Annotated in this window: 11 protein-coding genes; 3 read left to right on the forward strand and 8 right to left on the reverse strand. The window is 43.0% G+C overall.

Annotation, left to right across the window (positions count from 1 at the left end; genetic code table 11):
• Window positions 1-37 precede the first annotated feature (37 nt).
• From KXD93_RS08955 to KXD93_RS08980, 6 genes are all read right to left on the reverse strand, one after another.
• Complete coding sequence (locus KXD93_RS08955) at window positions 38-1,726, reverse strand: RagB/SusD family nutrient uptake outer membrane protein (protein ID WP_258136686.1); 1,689 nt, start codon at window positions 1,724-1,726, stop codon at window positions 38-40.
• A 10-nt stretch (window positions 1,727-1,736) separates the two neighbouring features.
• Window positions 1,737-4,925, reverse strand: a complete 3,189-nt coding sequence (locus KXD93_RS08960; protein ID WP_258136688.1) for a SusC/RagA family TonB-linked outer membrane protein — start codon at window positions 4,923-4,925, stop codon at window positions 1,737-1,739.
• A 359-nt stretch (window positions 4,926-5,284) separates the two neighbouring features.
• Window positions 5,285-5,425 carry a hypothetical protein gene (locus KXD93_RS08965; protein WP_258136689.1) on the reverse strand — a complete coding sequence of 47 codons (141 nt, stop codon included), beginning with the start codon at window positions 5,423-5,425 and terminating at the stop codon, window positions 5,285-5,287.
• Between the two features lie 186 nt (window positions 5,426-5,611).
• A complete protein-coding gene (locus KXD93_RS08970; RefSeq protein ID WP_258136690.1) occupies window positions 5,612-8,953 on the reverse strand; it encodes a VCBS repeat-containing protein in 3,342 nt (1,113 codons plus the stop codon).
• A 322-nt stretch (window positions 8,954-9,275) separates the two neighbouring features.
• Entirely contained in the window at window positions 9,276-13,415 is a 4,140-nt protein-coding gene (locus KXD93_RS08975; protein ID WP_258136691.1) for a two-component regulator propeller domain-containing protein, read from the reverse strand.
• A 272-nt stretch (window positions 13,416-13,687) separates the two neighbouring features.
• The gene (locus tag KXD93_RS08980; RefSeq protein WP_258136692.1) at window positions 13,688-14,284 is read right to left on the reverse strand and encodes a helix-turn-helix domain-containing protein; all 597 of its coding nucleotides are present in this window, start codon (window positions 14,282-14,284) and stop codon (window positions 13,688-13,690) included.
• A gap of 229 nt (window positions 14,285-14,513) precedes the next feature.
• Between KXD93_RS08980 and KXD93_RS08985 the strand changes: the two genes are divergently transcribed.
• On the forward strand, window positions 14,514-15,122 hold the full coding sequence (locus tag KXD93_RS08985) for a hypothetical protein (protein ID WP_258136693.1): 609 nt from the start codon (window positions 14,514-14,516) through the stop codon (window positions 15,120-15,122).
• Window positions 15,123-15,324: 202 nt separating this feature from the next.
• On the opposite strand, the gene KXD93_RS08990 is transcribed toward KXD93_RS08985, so the two are convergent.
• Entirely contained in the window at window positions 15,325-16,695 is a 1,371-nt protein-coding gene (locus tag KXD93_RS08990) for a helix-turn-helix transcriptional regulator (RefSeq protein ID WP_258136694.1), read from the reverse strand.
• A 327-nt stretch (window positions 16,696-17,022) separates the two neighbouring features.
• Between KXD93_RS08990 and KXD93_RS08995 the strand changes: the two genes are divergently transcribed.
• Window positions 17,023-18,108, forward strand: a complete 1,086-nt coding sequence (locus KXD93_RS08995; RefSeq protein ID WP_258136695.1) for a sensor histidine kinase — start codon at window positions 17,023-17,025, stop codon at window positions 18,106-18,108.
• A gap of 7 nt (window positions 18,109-18,115) precedes the next feature.
• Window positions 18,116-18,565 (forward strand): hypothetical protein, encoded by a 450-nt coding sequence (locus tag KXD93_RS09000; RefSeq protein ID WP_258136696.1) that lies wholly within the window; start codon window positions 18,116-18,118, stop codon window positions 18,563-18,565.
• Window positions 18,566-18,951: 386 nt separating this feature from the next.
• Here KXD93_RS09000 and KXD93_RS09005 read toward each other — a convergent pair whose 3' ends face one another.
• A complete protein-coding gene (locus KXD93_RS09005) occupies window positions 18,952-21,885 on the reverse strand; it encodes a glycosyl hydrolase (RefSeq protein WP_258136697.1) in 2,934 nt (977 codons plus the stop codon).
• Window positions 21,886-21,924 lie beyond the last annotated feature (39 nt).

Consider the following 21,924-nt stretch of genomic DNA (forward strand, 5'->3'; position numbering starts at 1 on the left):
TGAGCTACCTTATGACTATGTAATGATTAAGGGTTTATTAATTATACCCTGTGTTTTGTTTAAGCTGTCCGCCTGATGCCTGGATTTCGGCTAAAGGTATAGGCAGCCAGTAATGTTGCGGCAGAAAGGAACGGTTAGCCAGGGATACCTTCCTGGTGTAAGTATAACCTGATGGGTTTGCCGGGTTAACAGTTACGCTAATGCCGTAAGCCGGCACGTTCTCTGTTTGCATGGCAATTTTCCATCTGCGAACATCGTAAAAACGGTGTTCTTCAAACGCAAGTTCTATTCGTCTTTCATTTTGGATAGCTGTCCGCATATCATCTTTTGATAGCCCACCGGGTAACGGCGGCATATTTACAGAAGCTCTTGCCCTGATACTATTAACGGCCGCATAAACAGTCCCATCCGGGCCAGCGGCTTCATTTTGTGCCTCGGCATAGTTAAGCAGTATTTCAGCATACCTCATATAGATCCACGGCTGTCCTCCCGCTACGCTCCACGGGTTATCAATCGGATAGCTGTCGTTCATGAATTTCTTCAGGTAATATCCTGTTTGGCTGGCGTTCCAGTTTGATGGTCCCTGGTTGCTATCCTTTCCACCGGGCAGGAATACCTGCACTGTGCTACCTCTGTATGGAGCCCCATTATAAAGGATGGTGGCGTAAAAACGGGGATCGCGCTTCACATAAGGATTTTGCGGATCATACCCTGATGCCGGATCGGTGATCGCCTTACCATTGTCCATTTCATAATCATCTACCAGGTTTTGGAACGGCGTATTCCCGGCCCAGCCATCATAGCCATTAGGGCCGTTTGATATTTCCATGCGAACATGCGGGGCAACGTTTGGTACAAATAAGCGCTCAAAAATGATCTCATTGTCGTTAGGAGATAAGAACAATTGCGAATATCCATTTTGAGATAAGGTATATTTTCCCATATCCATCACCACCTTGGCAGCGGCAGCGGCGTCCGCCCAGGTACCCGCAGCATATAAAGGGCTGGCCGCATACAGCAACAACCTTGATTTAAGTGCCAGAGCAGCACCCTTTGTAGCGCGTCCCAACGCCCATGTGGAACTATTATTCAAAGGCAGTTTTGCTGCCGCGTCATCAAGCTGGGCTGTGGCGTAGGCAATAGACGCCTGGATGCTTACCTGCGCAAAAAGCGCCGGGTTTTGCATGTTATCAGTTAACTGGGTAACCTGGTCGCCAACCAGGACAATTTTGCCATAGTTACGGATCAAATCCTGGTATCTGTATGCCCGGATAAATTCCAGTTCACCTATTAGCCTGGTTTTGTGAGCCGCGCTCATATTAATGCTTTTAATAACACTCAATGCGTAATTACAGTCGCGTATGCCTCCATAACTGCGGGCCCATAACGTACCTAAAAAGCCTGTATTGTTCGCGGCCATCTGTCCTTGCTCAATTAACCACGAGCCATTATCGGTATTGTACATCGACTCATCGGTAACAGAACTTGCCATAGCATATTCAAAGCCCCGTCCAAAACCCGGAGGCGATCCTTCGCCCTCATTCTGGCCCACCTGTTCCCCCAGGTACCTGTTTATTACATAGGATTCGAATAACGAGGTATCGGTTGTAATGGATGCATTTGTTAACCTATCTGTCGGGTTAACCACAAGAAAATCTTTCTTACAAGCTGAAAATAGCAGTCCAAAAAGGACCAAACAGCAGGATAATTTTTTTATGAACTTCATTGTATAAATTTTATAATTTAACATTTACGCCTACATTGATAATTTTTTGCTGAGGATAAAACTGCGCTGAACCGCTGGTTCCCTCCGGGTCATAATCCTTCACTTTGGTAAGTGTGAACAGGTTAAACCCGCCTACAAACACCCTAAGCGATGAAATATGCAGCAATGACGTTGCTGATTGTGGAAGTGTGTAACCTAATTGCGCATTCTTAAGCCTTAAAAAGGCAGCGTTGTTCAGCCAAAAAGTACTTGGAAACGAACCACCGCTTACGGCGTCCGAAGCCCTGTCTGATACACGGGGATAAGTTCCGTTGGGATTAGATGGGCTCCAGGCATTATTGGCCCAGGAGCTGTAATAGTTACCAATTGTACCTGATTCAGGCAGCACATATTGGCTTACTTCTGCCTGGCCAGCGAATAATACCGACAAATCGAAATTCTTATAACCTGCGTTGAAGTTAAAGCCATAAACAATTTGTGGAATGTTCCCGTATTTAGTCCTTACCTGGTCGGCAGCCGTAATCTTGCCGTCCTTGTTATAATCCTGGTATATCAAATCACCAACTATCGCACCGGGTACATGGGGTGTTGCATCCAGTTGTGCCTGGGTTCTAAAAATCCCGATTGCATTGTACAACAGGTAATTATTTAATGGCCCGCCTATTTTTGATTGATAAGGAAGGGTACCAACTGCTTCGTCGGTATAAATGATCTTGCTCTTCGCGTAGGTGATGTTTCCTGAGATCCCCCAGGTAAATTTACCGGGATGATTATAGCCCAATGTAGCTTCAAAACCATTGCTGTTCACCTTGTCAATATTTTGAGCAGGCACTAGATTGCCGTTATATGGGTTTACGATGCCCGAGGTTGCCGGAATAGAAGCATTTTTATAACCCAGGATGTTTGACCTAACCTGTTTAAAATAAATGGCCTCTAAGGTAAAGTTATTTAAAAACACCGCATTGATACCTATATCGGTTTTTTTCGCAGTTTCCCAGGTAATATCCGGATTTGCAAGCTTGGTTAAATTAATACCCGGCTGAACTGCAGCTCCGCTACCGTTGTCCGTCACGGCGACGTTCACTAACGAAAAGTTATCAAAGTATTGGAATGGCGAAATAATATCATCACCTAAAACGCCGTATGAGGCCCTGATCTTCAGATCATTTATAAACTTCACATTGCCAGCAAACCAGTTTTCCTTTGAAATTCTGTAACCTGCAGATATTGAAGGGAAGTAACCCCATTGATGGCCTGGTGCAAATAAAGAAGATCCGTCAGCCCTAAACTGCCCTTCCAACAGGTACTTTTCATCATAATTATAGGCCAGCCTGCTAATTACGCTCCGGCGGTTGTAATCAAAATTTCCGTTATTGTCGCTGCTGCTCCCGCCATTTGTGGCATCTGCAGCGGCAGTTCCACCGTCTGATAGCTCAGGAGTAAGAGTTGTTGGGAAATCATTTTTCTGTGCCCAAAAGAAGCTGTACGTATTTTTGCTTTGCTCATAACCTACAAAGGCGTTTACATCATGCTTGCCAAATCGCCTTGCATAGTTCAATTTTATATTTTCAGTTATCAAGGACTGATTAAGCTGGGACTGATAAAGTGAAGCCAGCCCATTTGGTCCGCCGCCTTCAATACTTGGCGTGTAGATATCGGTAGCTTTGTTATAGGTATAAACACTATAAGGAACAGAAAAAGCCTTGTCAGCAGCTCCTGATTTATCTACGGAATAAAAGCCATCAATTGATAAGCCGGTAACTCCCGGGATCTCATAGCTGGCCTTTAAAATGCCATTAAACGTTAATCTCGGATTCACATTAGTTCCTCCAATACTGGTTCCAATTAACGCAGGGTTTTCCTGGTCAATTCCTGCTGTAGGCAATCCATTAGGATAAAAACCGGCCGAGGTTGGATATGACCTGTAAATTGTACGGAAGATAGTACCGGCACCGGTGATCGGATACTGCCTGTCTTCTTCCCGGCCCGACAATGATAAGCCGACTTTAAATCCTTTGGTAACATTCGCGTCTATATTAGACCTGAAGTTATATTGATGGTAATTGGTCGCGCCATTTTTATAAAGCCCATCTTGGTATACCGTGCCTACCGAAGTAAAATATTTCACATCGTCAGATCCGCCTGATAGTGTTAAACTATTCTGATTTTGGAGGGCCACATTTTTTAGGGTTAGTTTTTCCCAATCCGTGTTAGGATAATTAACCGGGTCTGATCCATCTTTAAATTTTTGGATCTGGGCGGCGCTGTATACATAGTTATGCCCGTTAGTAGGTGAATCATAGTAACTGATGTCATTAACTATCTGCGCATAGGTAGCTGCATCTGCCAATTTTGGCAAACGTGTAGGCGAATCGAAGCCCTGGTTAAAGCTATATGTAATGGTTGGCTTGCCTGCTTTACCATGTTTTGTGGTAATTAAAATTACACCGTTTGCCGCCCTGTTACCATAAATAGCAGCAGTACCGTCCTTCAAAACCGAGACACTTTCAACGTCGTTTGGATCAAGGCGCTCAAGTCCCCCAATTTGGCCGGGCACACCGTCAACAACCACCAGTACATTGTTGCTACCTGTGGTTGCCAGCCCTCTTATTAAAATACCTGAACCATCATAACCGGGTTCGCCCGAAGTGTTATTGGCAATAACACCCGACACGCGGCCCGCAAATGAATTGGAAAGATCCGGCTCGGGGCTTTTAACCAGGTCGCCGCCCTTGATCACCGAAATAGAGCCGGTTAAGGTAGCCTTCTTTTGCGTTCCGTAACCAACCACAACAACTTCATTCAGCGACCTTGAATCCTCCTTAAGGCTAATATTTACTGTTGTGCGCCCTGCTAAGCTTACTTCCTGGGTCAGGTAGCCAACATAGGTGAATACCAGCACACCGGATGCAGCATCCGGCACATTGATGGAGAAATTACCGGTTACATCAGTAACACCTCCAATGCTGGTGCCCTTTAATGACACACTCACACCTGGAAGTGCAAGACCTTTCTCATCAGTTACCCTTCCGGTTACCTGCACATTGGATATTTGCTTTGAGGCAGTGGCCTTAACAGACGCCGATGAGGGCTGTACGAATGCTATCCAGCAGGCGATAAGCATACCGGTTAGCAGAAATAAACGACCGGGAAATTTTTTCCCGTGAGGGGAACTCACAATTTGTAATGTTGATTTCATATAATTTATTAATTGGTTTAAAATTTCACCGATGAGCGGAAAAAATATAATTCACTGATGAGAAAAGTAAAAATTACGATTACTCAGGCTTCAATGTATTTGATGTTTTAGCGCCGTCGGCTTCAATTGGTTTATTGAAAGGCTAAATTGGAAGATTTTCAAGAGATGTGTTAGGGGCAAACTCTGCAATTGAACGGGGGTAATTGAGCAGAAAATGCTGAAATCAGGCTTAAAACGCATTTTTATCGATATTGCCCCTCTTATTTGTTTTATCGGCACAACATATCATTGCCGTTTATGACCTTGGCGATTGCAGGTGTAAAAGTTATCAGGTGATTTTCTAATTTATTCTGAAAGTTTTAAGGCAGATTAGCCTTTTGCTCATTCTTTAATATTAAGTTACTACCCGATGGCTGTAGTTTTTCGGCTGTTTTATACATGGCTAACACTGCCGCTAGCTCATAACTGTATCCGGTTAATTGCTTTTGTTTAGTAATCACCGGGTATCGATTTAACACGCCATGCATGTTGAGGGTGCCGCTATCATTTTCCGACACAACGAGGTCATCTGGTGGATCACCTTACCGATATCCGCACTGCTCAGTGATACATTTTGCCGATTTTGGTGGCAAAATGTTAATTTACAAGAGATTACCAGCAGGATAAAATAGATTTTTTTCATTTGTTTACCGCTTTTTATAGGCTGATACCCCTTGCCCGTTAATACCAAAAAGTAAGGTATTGTTGATATTCAGTACGCTCCTCACATCCCCTGTCAGCTTAAAGCCCGATCGCTGCTGATCTACATAGGTGAATTTACCCTTGCCATCCCCTTTTAGTAATATGCCATAATTGGCATCGTATTTTCCAAAGTGGATGCGTGCGTGGTTCATGTTGCCACACAGTAAGAGGTCATCGTTTCCATCCCCGTCATAATCCAGTGTGGTTATGGTAAATACCGGCGAGTATTGCGCTTGTAATGGCAGGGCTGCCTGGTGCAGTTTACCATGACCGTCACTAATGAATAAAACCGTTGACAAGATGTTTGCAGACAAGTGCTTTGCCCCCTGCATTTCCTGGGGAGTAAATATCTCGTTTATAGTAGCATCTGCATAGCTTTTATAATCCGGAAAACGGGAGCGCATCATGCTGATCTGGTCCAGCAGTTCATCACGGGTTACGCTGGGATAGCTTTTATGCTGAATGTAAAAACACAATATCGGATCGACCGAACCATTGTCATCAAAATCCTTATAATACATCTCGGCGGGCTCCTGATCTGAGGCCTTACATTGCGAATTTAAGCCCAGGTTACCAACAACAAGATCAGGATGTCCGTCGTGGTTAATGTCGCTCACCTGCAGGCAGTTCCACCAGCCGGCGTATTTTTTGTCAAAATATTTGGCGGTAGCGTCAACAAGCCTTCCGTTGCTGTTTTCAAAAACAGTTATTGGCATCCATTCTCCAACAACAACCAGGTCGGGCTTTTTATCGCCGTTCATATCTACCCAGGCAGCATCGGTTACCATGCCTATGTTTTTTAATGCCGGGTTATATTTGGCGGTTTGATCGGTAAAATGCCCTTTGCCATCGTTGATCAGGATGTAACTTTCAGGTGTTTCGGGGTAACGGCCCGGCACTACCCTGCCTCCCACAAAAAGGTCGGGATAACCGTCGCCGTTTATATCCGCCGCCTTTACACAGCCTTTACTGCTTAACATGTGCGGCAATGCATCCTTCAATTTGGTAAAACTCCCCTTGCCATCGTTGATGTAAAGCCGGTCCTGTAATAACGGATCGCCGGGCAGGTAATCGCCATACCCGCCTGAACACACGTACAGATCTGGCTTGCCATCTCCGTTTATATCAACGAAAACCGCGGCTGCATCCGTACTTTTCTTGTCGGCTTCAAAAGCAGCCTCCGGCTTTAAAATAAAGTTTTTATTCTTTTGCTGGATATACAAGCTTCCTGCCTTGCCGTTTTCTCCACCCACAAATACATCCTCCAGTCCATCGCCGTTCACGTCCCCCTTTATCACACATGGCCCGGAGAACGATAGCGGGTTCACCAATAACGGCTGACGTTTAAAATCGTTGGTTGTGTTTTGCACACTGCTATAAGCTACCGGCGATTTTGCCTCTGCGAACAAGGACGCTGAAGCTTCAGGCTTTTTATAATCACCAGTGGCGTCTTTTTCATTTAAGCTGATTTTCTTGTCTCCCTGTATATTTCGCAGCAATTGGGTTTTGCCCCGCTGCCAGATCACCCGCAGCGAATCAATCCCCTTATCAGTCCCCAAACCGAAATGCAACACCGGCGATACACTCGACTGGTAACCCCGGGTAGGCATTTGCTCCAGGTATTGTTTTTTACTTCCACTATAAATAATCACCTTAGCTCCTATTCCCTGGGTATTTTTATCGGCACCCTTTAGATCGATCTCCAAATAATGATTTTTGTTTTGGGTGGTTCCCCGGTTTTTATAGACAAAGGCAGGCTTGTTAATGTTATTAACCACTACGTCAAGGTTTCCGTCATTGTTCAGATCCGCATATGCCGCACCGTTGCTGTTTGAGGGTTGATCTATTCCCCAGGCGGCACTTGTGTTGGTAAAGGTCAGGTTGCCATTGTTCCTGAAAAAATAACTTTCTACCTCCGATGATGGCATCTTGCTAACAATATTGAGCAGGTCCTGTCGCATTACGCTTCGGTCCCGAAGATTATCTCCCATAAACTTCAGGAAATCCATATTGGTGTAATCGCGGGTAAAACCATTGGTCACAAACAGGTCCTTCCAGCCATCGTTATCGTAATCTGCAAATAGGGGCGCCCAACTCCAATCCGTATTGGAGATGCCCGAAACCTGGCCAATTTCACTAAAGGTATTATTGCCATTATTTACGTGCAGCATATTACGCATATACTGGTAATAAAAACCGGAGCGTAAATTCAGGGCGAATGATTCGTAATTATCGCCTCCAAATAATAGTTTTTGTCTTTTATTGTCCTCCGGAAGCATATCGAGCGTAAAGATATCCGGCAGCCCGTCATTATTGATATCGGCAATATCGTCGCCCATCGAGTATAGCGACGTGTGCCCTATCTGTTGAGGAAGCTTATCCGAAAACGTGCCATCGCCGTTGTTCGAGTAAAGCCTGTCGGGCACACTATAGTCATTGGAAATATAAATATCCGGCCAGCCGTCACCGTTAACATCGGCAATGCCGGCGCTCAAACCATATGACAATGAAGTATTTATTATTCCTGATTTTGCGGTCACATCGGTAAAATGTCCGTTATCATTCCTGAACATTCTGATGCCTGTTTCACTGTCTGGCTTGTTCATTAAGTCCTTAACTGATATATCGTCAAGGCTGCTGATCCGTTTCGGGTTGTGGTTAACCAGGAGCAGATCAAGATCGCCATCCCTGTCATAATCAAAAAAATAAGCCTGTGTGCTGGATGACGCGAAATCAAGCCCGTAATCTGCCGCCATCTCCTTAAATTGCGGTACGCCCTGGCTATCGTTCCCCTGGTTTATAAGCAACTGGTTTACTCTCTTTTCGGGCCTTAATTTTCCCGAATAGCAAACGTAGATATCCAGTTTACCATCACCATTGATGTCAACCATGGTCACACCCGTTTTCCAGGGTCCGGGGCGTCCGGCCACTCCGGCTTCGGCTGTTATGTCCTTAAACTGCATTCTACCCTGGTTCAAATACAGCTTGTTATCGGTCATGTTTCCGGTAAAATATATATCCTGGAGTCCGTCGCCATTTACATCGCCAACGGCCACCCCGCCTCCGTTGTAAAAATATTCGTACATCAGCACATTGGTGTTTAGCCCCTCTGTTAAATCGTTGCTGAAGCTGATGTTTGTTTGCGCGGGCGATAAAAGTTTGAATAAGGTATCCGAAGCTCTTTCGTTCTTTAAAGAATTTGAACTGCAACCGCAAAACCCCAAAACAACCAGTAACCCACTTATGCGATAAAACCAAACAAACGACAGGGCTTTTTTTGAACTCATATTATTAGCAAACATCAATGTTAACATGTGTAACTAACCTGCTAAAGCCTAATTTTCCAGCAATTGGCGTTTTGTTAACAAAAGCGACTTTTTGATGGCAAGCCATCGATAAAGCGAAGCATTAAAGGTTTACCCGGTCATTAAAAACGGATAACCCTTAGGTCACTTCCTGCGTTTGCATTTTAATACCCGGAACGGTTTTAACTGGTTAATTACGTAGCTAATATGAAGAAAATAATAATAAATAAACGGGGGCAAACTCGGCAATCAAGCGGGGGAAATTAAGCGAATAAAGCTAAATCTATCTTAAAACACTTTCTTGTTATACCCGGCTGACCTTATTCTTTTTCATAACATCGCGGTTCATTGTTTGGTCTTTATGGAAGGGGTCACGAAATTTCTTGATATAATCAGACGGATTTAATCCAAACAGTTTGGCGAACTGTTCACGAAAATGCTTAGGATCGTGAAAGCCAACTTTATAGGCTGTTTCTGACACTGTACTATCAGTAGTTAAAAAGATCTCGGCAGCCTTGCGTAAACGAATGAAGCGTATAAAACTGTTTATTGACTGCCCGGAAATAGATTTGATCTTCCGGTAAACATTGGAATGGCTCATCCCCATCGCGTCGGCAAGGGTTTTTATACTAAAATCAGGATCATTCAGGTGATGCTCAACAATATCGAGGCATTTTTGTAAAAACTCCTTATACTCCTGCGAGATTTTCAGATTATTGGGCTTTAGGGTGATCTCATTGAAAAAATATCGCTGAAGATTATTTCTTGTTTTTAGCAAACCCTTTACCCGGGCTATCAGCATTTCCTTTTCAAAAGGCTTGCTGATATAGTCATCGGCACCGCCCTCTATACCCTTTAATTTTATTTCGGGCGAGGTAATCGCGGTAAGCAGTATAACCGGAATGTGATTAAGTTCCGGATCTTCCTTTATAAGTGTACACAACTCTATACCGCTCATTCCGGGCATCATTACGTCGCTGATGATAATGTCTGGCATCAATTCCCTGACCATTTTCAACCCGGATTCCCCGTTATCGGCTTCGTATACGATATAGTCGGACATGAAAACCTGTTTAATATACTCACTGATTTCCTTATTATCCTCAATGATCAGCATTGCCTTCAAATCAGCAGTGAGTTCGGCTGATGCAGGTTTATCCTTGTCGGTCTTACAAGTGGCGTCGCCCGCTGTGTCTTCTTCAATCAGTTCATCAAAAAACACCGACCTTTTGGCCGTAACGTCCATTATAGTTGCTGATTCAAAATGATCTCTCCCCTTGAGTAGTTCCAGGCTAAAAACGGTTCCCTGTCCGGCTTCACTTTCATAGCTTATTTTTCCACTATGCTGCTCAACATAATTTTTCACAAGGAACAAACCGATCCCCAACCCACCTTTAGAAAGGGTGCTATGCTGATATTCCTGGTAGTACTTGTTATAAAGTTTATCGCCGGCCGTTTGCCCTATCCCGCACCCGGTATCCTTAACCTGTATATTCAGCTTGTTTTCTGATTGTTCTACGCGCATTATAACTTCGCCACCCGGTTCGGTAAACTTAATTGCGTTTGATAATAGATTAAATAGTACGATCTCTATCTTCTCCCGGTCGGCTATCATTTCGATGTTATCGTCGGTACAAAAATATTCAAAGCGCAGCATTTTTGATTTTGCCTGGTGGGTAAAGCACAAAAACACTTCCTTACTTAGCTCAGCAATATTAATCCTGGCCAGTTTTAGTTCATCTGCGGCAGCATCTGCCTTCCTGAATAACAACAACTGGTCAACAAGGCTTAACAACCTTTTAGCATTACGGTTAATGGTATTGAGGTTCTGCTGGTCTATATCATTCCCACCCTTATATAGTATTTCCTTTAAGGGGTTAATGATCAGCGTTAAGGGCGTCCTGAACTCGTGCGAAATATTGGTAAAGAAGGAGAGTTTCTTCTCGTGTAGCTCCTTTTCCTTTTCTGTTTCAATATGGGCCAGCTTAACTTCGTATTTAAGTTTAGCCTGCCTGTTGTTGTAATAAATATACCCGTAAACAGCCGCAGAAAATAACGAGAAGTAAACCAGGTATGCCCACCAGGTCATATACCACGGTGGCGTTATGATTATGGTTAATGATTTTCCAACTTCATTCCATACGCCATCATTATTTGAGGCCTTTACCCGAAAAATATATTTGCCCGGGCTTAAGTTTGTATAAGTTGCCTTGCGCTGGCCGCCAACGTAGTTCCATTTCGCATCAAAGTTTTCCAGCTTGTAGGCGTAGCTGTTCTTTTCAGTATGCGTGTAATTAAGTGCAACAAACTCTATTGAAAATACACTTTGGTTATATTTTAAAACTATTTCGCGGGCATTTTGGATAGGCTCTTTAAGCGGGCTGTTATTGCCCGGAACAATTGATTTGTTAAATACCTGGAGATCGGAAAAATATACCTGCGGCGCAACCTTATTATAATTAACAGCCAACGGATCAAAAGAAACCAGGCCTTTATTGCCGCCTAACAATATTTGATGATCATTCACCTTGTAGATAACGGAGTTGACAAATACCCCGTCGCCATCATCAAAGTTGATTACTTTTAGCGATTGCGGATTAAAACACGATACCCCGGTTTCGGTTGCTATCCACAAATTACCCTCACTGTCTTCTACCATCTGTTTAAAAACATTACTGGCAAAACCATCCTTCTTTGAGAAAACCCGGAATGAGTCTGTGTGCTTATTGTACTTATTTAACCCATCCTGGGTACAGATCCAGATATTGTTATGCGAATCGAGAAATATATGATGTATTTCATTATTGCTAATGCTGCCGTTCTTCTTATCGTTTGCCTGGTAATTATAAAACTGTTGCGATGCCTGGTCAAATCTATTTAAACCGCCACCCTCTGTACCTATCCAAACGCTATTTTTCTCATCCTTCAACAGGCAATATAAATGATTACTGCTTAGCGAGTAGGGCTTGTTCTTTTGATTATAGTAATGAGTGTAGGTGTTGGTTTTACTATGGAAAATCTTGAGCCCGGCATCGGTTGCAAGCCAGTATTCTCCTGGGCTCACTTCTAAAATATCCCTGAATACATCTTCATTAAAAAAGCTGCCCAGGCTTGAATGATGGGCATGATGTGTAAATGCCCCGGTTTTTTCATTATACTCATCAAATCCAAATTCCGTTAGCGCCCATAATTTTCCCGAAGAATCCAGGTACAATTTATTTGTCGCATTGCTCCCGATACTTTTGGGGTCTTCTGAATGAAAAAAGGTATTAGATGCCTTTGTATTTAGCTGAATGGTTGTTAATCCGTTATTGGTTCCTACCCAAACTGCCTGGTCTTTAACAAGAATACTCTTTACTATCCGCTTTCCGTTAAAAAAAGGATAAAATGCAAATTTATACTGCTGCTTATCCAGCTTGGTCAAGCCCTCCATAGAACAGACCCAGATAATGCCATTATTATCCTGCATCAGCCCGGCTTGCTGAAAACTTGTCAAATCATTAATTTTTTGCCAGGTATTAGTTAGGGAATTGAACCAATAAAAGCCCTCATTACCTCCTAAGACCATTAAATGATGGCCTAAATTTAAAATTCTAAAAACGCCCTGATCTTCGTTATCAGGGGATGGATAGGCCGTAAACTTAGCAGATTTGGTGTCGAACTTAAACAAGCCCTTCCAATACGTCCCCACCCAGATGCTTCCATCGTCGTCCAAACAAATACTCCATACGTCGTTTGGATTCTTGTCGTTGGCGCTTTGGGCCTGTGGAAAATTCACAAACTTTTTAGTCCGCTTGTCAAACCGATTTAAACCGCCGCTCCAGTTACCGAGCCAAAGGTTATTTTCGCGATCTTCAACAATTGCATTTACAGACTTCCCTTTTATTGCATTTTTATCGGAGGGATTGGGTTGAAAAATTTCAAAGCTTTTAGTTTTTTCAATAAACCGGTCAAAGCCATCATCTGTGCCTATCCATATATTATTTTCGCTATCAGCAAGCAGCGACCAAATCTTGTTATTACTCAGTGATGCAGGTACCTTGTCCTGGTGACTAAACCTTTTAAACTCTTCGGTAAGCGGATCAAGCAGGTTTAAGCCGTCAAGCGTGCCCACCCAAATTCTTCCGTTTTTATCCTCGGTAATGGTATTGATGTAGTTATTTGTTAGGCTGGTGCTGTCGCCCGGGATATTAATAAATGTTTTAAAATTATACCCATCAAACCTGCAAAGACCATTTTGAGTACCAACCCAAAGGAAGCCTTTTCTATCTTTTATGGCGCAGGTGGTGCTATTAGAAGGGAGGCCGTTATTTATATTGTAAGTTTTTATGGCGTAGCTGCTGAGCTCCGGCACATCGCTGTTTTTGGGCCTGCTAAATTGAGCATACCCGGTTTGCACCATTAAAAGTGTAAACAAAAACACGCCAACCTTGAAGACCCTCATTTAATATTTATAATTGTTTATATAACACTTATTGCAGGTAGCAAAGTGCTGAACTCCGTGTAAATATATCCAAATCAAGTTAATTTGAAAATTTTAATGCCCGCAATGCTATGATTCGGGTCCTCTATTTTTCGCCATAAAACTTCATCCAACTGGCTGTAAAACATTGCTATAAAGGCAGCTAAGTAACGCTAAAACGATTTTAATGTATTCTCCCTAAGGAAAAAAAGCCGCATCACCTGGTAAAGCCGCCTTTTCTCCCTTAGTACCTATCATCTTAAAAATCTTATTGCAGGCTTGTAAAAAACTGTTTTGCCTTTATAACTTCGGTATGTGTTAATGATGACGAATATTCCGTTTGCAATGTATAAAACAGGGATCATGAATATAAATATTTCCAGGTCACTGTAACCCAGGATCGAAAAGCTTACAACCTTTATCCCAAAAATCAAACCTGCTACAGTAAGGCCATAGCACAAAAATATAAGCATACACCACGAGATCTGAAAATTCAGGAGTCTTTTACCCATCTCACTCAGGTTTTTTATTTTATCTTTTTTTAAAAACCATAATGCCAGTGGAACAATAATTCCGAGGATTGGAAAGGCGATAAAGCTTAACGCCGACAGGTTGAGCAATATTAAGACTCCCTTATCTTCCTGTTCAGCCCAGTCTATTAATTCATCAGGGGTAACGGTTAAAGCATTAGCGAGTCTCTTAAGTGTATCGCCCCTTGGTTCAGTTTCGCCGCCCTCAATTCGTTGAACTGTTCTTAAATTTATTTGCGCGGTTTCAGCTAACTCATCCTGGCTAAATCCTTTGCGGGTACGCAGTTCCTTAATTTTTTTTGCTAAATCAATGTTCTTCATTTTACTGTTTGTTTGGTACCGGCAAATGTATTGTAAGATAGTATTTTTACTTTACGACTTGTTTACGGCATTTTTACGGCACGTGTGTCCTGACGTAAACAGGGCGTTATTTAATCCTATAAGTCTTGTTATTTTGTTAACTTTAACATATTGTATACCCCTTGCTTTTTCAAACCCCATCCCCTATATTAATCGAATTATTTAGGTGTTTATAAACACTGTTTAAATTATGAACACTACAACCCGAACCGTTATCGCTTTATGCTTTACTTTGTTTTCTGTAATACTGGCACTCAGCAAGTGTCACAACCGCCAGGTTAAACAATACCAGTTTGAACATACCTGGACGCCTGCTCTGGAGGCGCAAATGCGCGATGTGTTTTATTCGCAAGCAGCAAATATTGTTACTGACGATAGTTCCAAAGCCGCCTATGCGGATTGTGCAGTATCAAAAATCAAAGCGCTGTTTCCGAATGGCCTGGCGAGCATGAACCTTACCGAAATGACTGATAGCGTAAAAATTGCGATAATGAAAATAGGCGCCGAATGTTCATCCGAACTTACAAAACGCATAAATGTGTGGCAGCCCGAACTTGTGCAACAGCTAAAGCTACAACTATATTCGTATCCCGAAACCAAGCTTCTACCCGCCGCCGCCAAGCCCGAATACGTGGACTGTTTAGCATTCAGGATAAAAGCGGAGTTTCCTAAGGGCCTCTCCGTCGTCGGTAAGGATTCTGTCAAAAAGTTTATTGAAAGGGCGCGAACAGGTTGCCTGTTATTGGTGGTAAATAAATATAAAAAACGAAGGTTAAGGGATACAGTAAATAATAAATAGCTGGACATTTAAATTCAGCCCAAATGAGATTTGCCACCTTTATAATATCTGGTTAACTCCTGCTGTTCCCCGCCGGGACCTGTAATAATAAAACATTTGCGGTTTTTCCGGAACGGAAGGAAAACGGGCTCATCCTCAATACTGATTTGATAGGCTGATATTGAATGTAACACCGCGCTAATTTTATTAAAGAAAAGAAACATTAAATCTGTGCCATCCAAATATTGATATCCTGGTCAGATGGTATGTTTAGCTTTTTTCTGATCCTGTATTTTTTCCCCTCTGCTGCCCGCACGGATGATTTAGTATAGCGGGCTATTTCCTTGGTTTCGAAATTTAGCCTTAGTAATGCACAAAATTCAATTTCACTCGCCACCAGGTTGGGGGCCATATTTAAAAGTTTTTTACTGAATTCAGGGTCGAATTCATTGAACTTGATTAAAAATGCCGGGTTATTGTTAACCGCCAGTTCAACAATTTCTTTTAGCTCCTCCATTTTTGCAGGAGAATGTTTGTCTTCGTCCCGCGTTATCTTTTTCAATAGCTCGTCTATTTTTTGCTGCGCGGCGTGTACCGACAGTTCGCTTTCCTTCCGTAAAAGCATTTCGGCTTTATTTAACTGATTTATAAAAACGATGAGCGAGATGGCGAACGCCAGCAAAAGAAACAAAGCTGCCATGTAAAAACTGTTCAGTATGCTGGTGGTTTCCTGGTAATTTTTTAGCGCCATTTCTTTAAACCCCATTGCCATGTTATAGTTAATGTCCTTAACCTGGCCAATAATACCCTCCATTTCGGTACTTATGTAGGTGTTCAGCCTGTTTAGCTGCCGTTGCATTGTCAGCAGTTTGATGTTTTGTTGTTGAAGCTTCTGCAATTTTGCTGCGTAAGCATCCTTATTCCCTGCTAGTATTTTTTGGGTTCGGGCGTCAATGGTGTTTGAGTTTTTATACCTGTTTATCTCCAGCGAGGATGTAGTGTTTTTATTAACGATCGCATCCTTTATTCTTTTCAGCAGACCACTTTTTTTTATTATCCGGCTGGTATCTACACTGCTATTTTCTGTATTCTTTTGAAGAGAGTTAACACCCGCATTAAATGTAAGCGCATCTTTATCGGTTTGATCATGCAGGTTAGTGTAAACGGCAAGCAGGGAATCAAAACTATGCCTTAGCGCATAAAGCTTATCCGACAATTCAATTTTCCTTTTATACCATGATTTCACCTGGTTATTCTGGGCCGGGGTTAGCCGGGAGGTATCGGTTCTATTTCTCAATAAAGTGTCAATCTCATTAAAGGCTTTTGACAATTTTATTTTGTAGTCCGAAATTTTACGTGGATTGGTAGTAAACAGCGCTTCCTGGAAATCATCCTCCGCCTGGTGAAGCAGCAACAGGGCTTGCTCCGGTTTCGACTGGCCATGTTCAACGTCTGTTGCTAAATTGGAAACCTCACGCAGCGTTTTGGTAATGTTCTTTTGCACCACTAGCGCGGTCACCGAAAAAATAATAGTAAATACCAGGAAAACCAAAAGGATCTTTCTTCCCAGTCTTTTTGTATAAGTCACATTCATCTATTTGCCCTGTAAGCTATCAACTTTATTATCAATGTACAAAAAGAGCAACTTACAACGAAATCAGCTCATAAAAAAACTACTCACATCTACACATTTCGCATAAATTCAAGACCGGGAGCACTGCCAAAGACCATATTTATCCGGTTCAACGAATCACCAAACATCTATTTTTCATTGACTATCAACAAATTAAATTTACGAATGTAGATGTGCGTAGTCAAATTTTCTTCATCATACATCCCAACCGGGTTTCTTTGTATCGGCATAAACTCATTTTGCATCAACTAAAAAAACAATGCCATGAGCTTGTATTCAACCTATAACATGAAGCACACAATTGAACTTAACGAACCAAATCAAACTTTGGACCAGATGATCATGCCTATGATGCTGACCAATGAAGTGAATACACCTGCGTATATCAACCGGGCCTTTCTATCGCAGGTTGGTTATACCTTAAACGAAATCCCGGACCACAACAGCTGGCTTATAAAAGCATATCCTAATCCTGATTACCGCGAAAAGGTTATGGAAAATTGGGATGATGCTGCGGCAGCTGCCTCAATCAGCGACGATGCATCTGCTCACCTCCTATCTAAAATATGCTGCGCCGATGGGGTGTCCAGGTGGTTTGAAATCCACCACCATACCATAGGTACCAAACATGCAGTCACTTTTTTGAATGTGGATGAACTGAAAAGACAAACCGAAGATCTTACCGAGGTAGCGCAGCAAAAGGAAACACAACTATGCATTATCGCCCACGATGTAAGAAGCCCGCTGAGCAGCATCAAACAAATTGTTAGCGGTTACGAAAAAATAAATCTAAGCGAAAACGATGTTGAAGAATTGTTTTTTAGAATGAACAGCCAGGTGGATCACGTTTTTAACATCGTTAATTCAATATTGATTCGTAATAGCGACGAACGGGGCCGGTTTATACCACACCACGAGCCTATCAACCTTAAAAGTTTCTTTTTAAAATATCCAGTGTTTTATAAAGAACGCTTAACGAACCAGGACATCAGCCTGTTCCTGGATTTAAAAGACGATACAACCATTAATTATGATGCGGGTATTTTAGACGTGATCTGCCGTAATTTGTTAGACAACGCCATAAAATTCACGGGAAACAATGGAGCAATCCATGTTTCATTCAAAAGGTTGACGGGTTATGCACAGCTAATTATAAGCGATACCGGGCCGGGAATGCCCGCCGAACAGGTAGCCCAAATGAACGGCAACCAAGGGAATCGCAAATCTCCCCGAAACGTAACCGACGGCTTCGGGCTGGGCCTCCTGTTCGCTAAAGAACTTCTTGAAAAATACCACGGACGGTTGTCGGTTAAAAGCGAGACCGGAGTAGGTACTTCATTTATAATAGATATCAATGATCATTTCTTAAATTAAAAACAACATGAAAAAGTTAATTTTAATACTGGCTATAGGGCTTTACGCCTCCCAGTCACACGCAAATGCCTCCTTAACATATAGGAAACCACAAACAGATACTGCTGAAGTTAACAAGCAGGTAAAAAAACTTAGTTCAAAACTGGCGGACCTTAACTCGCAGCTCAGCGAAACGCGAAACCAGGTCCCCGTTGATTCCATGAAAATGGAAAGTACCCTTGCCCAGTCACATGCGGCACAGGTTAAAAGTAAAAAACGCTCGGAACAGGCGGTTGATGGCGATATGGGCGATGTAAAGTCGGCTGAAAAGCAGGCCAAAAAGGCCACTAAACAAACCAGTGAAGCCGAGGATGCGGCCAAACAACTGGAACACGATCGCAAAAAAATAAAAAAACTAATGGAACAGATAGAGAAAACGCAAAAAGAGCTTGATAAGATCCAGGCAAACGGCGCTTAATAAGTTGCTGCTAACTTGATTACCCTTAGCTACTCATTCATCAGTATCGGCTAGTGAGGTTGGGGCCTGACCTTTGGGTTGGGCCTTTTTATAACGATTACATACCGGGGAACAGCGGTGGCTGCTGGATTATGCTTATTCCTCTTTAAAGTGCAACAGGATAAGTGTTAACACCAAAAAGCTAACTGTCTATCTGAAAAAGCCTTCAGCGCGTCAGATATTTCCAACTAACAAAGAGGGGGTTTACAAGGGTTTACATAATTCAATGTAAACCCTTGCTTAAATTACTTAAAATCAACAGCTTGTATAGTTTTTTCTTAAATAAGTGTAAACCCACTTTCTTAAAAATACTATTAGCTAGACTTCAGTTTATAAGTGATTCAACACTAGTCAGTCGCCGAATACAGTTTAACAGGCCCCAGTAATCCGGATTCAAGCAATGGCGTATTTACATTGAGCATGTCAAAACGGAAGGCGTCATGTGTTTTAGTGATCTTTTTTTCTTTTGGCAGACTTAGATCATGTACTACACGATTTGCCCATAAATTGATCACATCAACCTGTAATATATTGCCCGTTAGCTTTACCGCATCGGTGATTTCAACGCGCCACGGTGCGCACCACAACACCCCAAGCTTCTTCCCGTTTAATCGGACTTCTGCAACATCCTTAACATCTCCCAGGTCAAGAAATATTCTGCCGGCGCGTTTAGTCAAATCAAAGGTTTTGGTATACGTGGCCGTACCTGAATAATATTTAATGCCTTCTTCTGATCTTTTGGTCCAGCTTATCAATTCAGGAAATTTGGCTTTAGCCGGGCCGCCCCATTTTGGATCAAATGCCGCATTCCATGGGCCATCCAACTTTCGGATTTCCGCAAGTTTTGGGAAGTTGCTCTCAGATTTCCCTTTTGCATTTATCGCAACAGGCTTGCGAAAAACGACGAAATAAGAACTAAATGCATCCATCTCCAGCGGTAAGGTTGTACCTGAACCGGCCTGGTGATAGGCACTGGCTTTAATGGTTTTACCGGATACCGCATCCCATATTTCGGGTTGTTTCCCTGTCACACGGAAGGTAAAGTCACGGTTTTGATGTTGATTAGTGCGGTTAATTACGAAATAGATCTCGTCTTCACCACTCGTACGGTGGATATAATCGAATTGGTCCGAATCTTCGGTCTGTCCGGTAAAAGTAAAGTCCTGGGTAACGCCGTCAGCAACCAGAATCTCTCTTGGTGTTTTGCCCCAAATTATACGCCCCTTTCCCAAACGGCGTTCGGTACGGATTTTACCGTCAAGATCGCCCCAAATTTCAGCGGCTACTTTTCTCACCTCAACATCACAATCCGGGTAGTTTTTCAATTCTGCGGATGCGGCAGGCGGCGGGCCAACAACTGTTGCACCCATCATAATTAATTCCCTGATCTTTTTAATCACCGGTAATGACATCGCATTGGACGGGACCGGGGATACCGACAAACCCTGGTAATCGCCAACTTGCTTTGTAATTTCCGGTACCGGCGAAACACAATTCTGCAACACCAAAAGTTTATAACTCATGCCATCAGGTAAAATAACACGTCCATTCTTTACGCTCATCCGGGTCAACAATACTTCCGGGTTGGCGTAATCGCAGTCATAGCCGGGGCCAAGCGAAGGGATATCATATTTGGGAGGAGCCAACAGCGGTGGCCTTTCACCCAGGTAGAAACAAACATCGCCTACGAATTTTCCCTGTTGCAGCATAAACTGGCAACGGGAGAGGTACGTAAAAAATGCCGGCGATTGTTCCCACCAGGTAATATTAGGTGTAAAATGCTGCCCCGCACAAAATTCATATCCAGGCTTGCCATCTGACGGCGGCTGGCAGGTGGCCTGGTGAAGCATAAACCGATTGATTCCCTCGCAAAATGCGTCATTAGCGTAAGGCTTCAGATCTGACGGCCCAAGGGACCAGTGTGTGGCGTCCTTATCCTGCTCAGTAAATGCTTCTGCCTCTGCCTGCGTCTTGCCGTACATATGGGCAGCGGTTGCAGTTTGTTTTAAGTTGAGCCGCTCCATCGGGCTTTTATTGTACCCACCCGGTGCATTACGGTTCCCGTTTACCCAAAACTCTCCCGAAAGGATATCACAATGGCCGAAATTCTTCAATACATCCTGGGGTGGAATGTCGTTCGGCCCCCCGGCTTCATTCCCAACCTTCATCCCGTTCTCATGGCACAATTCTTCAAAATGGCCGTAATAATTCTCTGCAATACAATCCTGGATAGTACGGTCAAAATCATCACGAAACCTTGATGATACATCTGCATCAACGACATTGTAGCCGGCCAGGGCGGGCATGTAACTCTTTAAGTCATATCCCCTGAACCTGTTAAACTGGTTAGGAAAATCCTGTGTCCAGGTAAGCTTTCCACATTCCCAGCTGTCAGACCATAAATAATCCAAATGGCCGCCTGCCTTCTTAGCTTCCTCAATCACAGTTTTACCCAAATGGGCGAAGTAATCGTCTAATGCTGCCTTGCTTAAATAATCTATCTCGTAGCCTTCTCCGCCTTTAAAAGTATCGCCTTCGGGGTAGGCATGCCATTTACTCCATGGAGCGCCGGTAAGCGTGTACCCGGTTCGTAAAATCACCCATTTCCCTTCAGGAACGTTCCATTCAAAATGGCCGTCGGCACGCAGCTTGTCTGTTAAATCAACAATGGTTTTAGGGTCGATTATTTTATTGCTATCCGGCGCCGGGAACGCCTGCACCATAATATCGTGGTAATAGTTATCTACTATCTTAGGTTGAGGCAGCAAGCCCGAAAATTTAGCACCTCCATCAACCCGCAACTCAGCAGATATTACCTTTTTCATGGCATTATCTTTGGTAACGGATGGCCCCATCATCGTCCACCCTCCGGCCAGGTTAAATCCCATTTCTATGTGTAATCTTTTAGCTTCCCTAACAGCGTGACGAAAAAGCGCACGCCATTCCTCACCCAGAAACTCCACACCAAAAAGTGGTTCTTTCCCTGCATATCCTCCTGTACAAATCATGTTAACGCCACTGATTCCTTTAACCTTAAACTGCTCCAGATCCCGTGTAATTCCTTCTTTGGTTACCCGGTTGAATTCCCAAAACCAATAAATTCTTGGCTTTGCTGAATCTGGTGGCATATGAAATAAAGTCAACAACGTATCGGTACCTAAAGCATTCTTTTTAATGCCATTTTTATTTTGCTGCGCCTGGCTGACCTTCGGGGCATTTAAAACAAAAAGTGCCAATAAAAATATCAGGAAGCTCAGTTGGCGAAAAGGCATTTTATTCATAGGCTAAATTTAGTTACAGTTTAAGATATAATTTTAATG

It is taken from the genome of Mucilaginibacter phenanthrenivorans (assembly GCF_024721155.1).
GTDB lineage: Bacteria > Bacteroidota > Bacteroidia > Sphingobacteriales > Sphingobacteriaceae > Mucilaginibacter > Mucilaginibacter phenanthrenivorans.

Bases quoted from the DNA above. Each gene is read 5' to 3' on its own strand.
- KXD93_RS08955 (WP_258136686.1), bottom strand. From the start codon at position 1,726: ATGAAGTTCATAAAAAAATTATCCTGCTGTTTGGTCCTTTTTGGACTG.
- KXD93_RS08960 (WP_258136688.1), bottom strand. From the start codon at position 4,925: ATGAAATCAACATTACAAATTGTGAGTTCCCCTCACGGGAAAAAATTT.
- KXD93_RS08970 (WP_258136690.1), bottom strand. From the start codon at position 8,953: ATGAGTTCAAAAAAAGCCCTGTCGTTTGTTTGGTTTTATCGCATAAGT.
- KXD93_RS08975 (WP_258136691.1), bottom strand. From the start codon at position 13,415: ATGAGGGTCTTCAAGGTTGGCGTGTTTTTGTTTACACTTTTAATGGTG.
- KXD93_RS08980 (WP_258136692.1), bottom strand. From the start codon at position 14,284: ATGAAGAACATTGATTTAGCAAAAAAAATTAAGGAACTGCGTACCCGC.
- KXD93_RS08985 (WP_258136693.1), top strand. From the start codon at position 14,514: ATGAACACTACAACCCGAACCGTTATCGCTTTATGCTTTACTTTGTTT.
- KXD93_RS08990 (WP_258136694.1), bottom strand. From the start codon at position 16,695: ATGAATGTGACTTATACAAAAAGACTGGGAAGAAAGATCCTTTTGGTT.
- KXD93_RS08995 (WP_258136695.1), top strand. From the start codon at position 17,023: ATGAAGCACACAATTGAACTTAACGAACCAAATCAAACTTTGGACCAG.
- KXD93_RS09000 (WP_258136696.1), top strand. From the start codon at position 18,116: ATGAAAAAGTTAATTTTAATACTGGCTATAGGGCTTTACGCCTCCCAG.
- KXD93_RS09005 (WP_258136697.1), bottom strand. From the start codon at position 21,885: ATGAATAAAATGCCTTTTCGCCAACTGAGCTTCCTGATATTTTTATTG.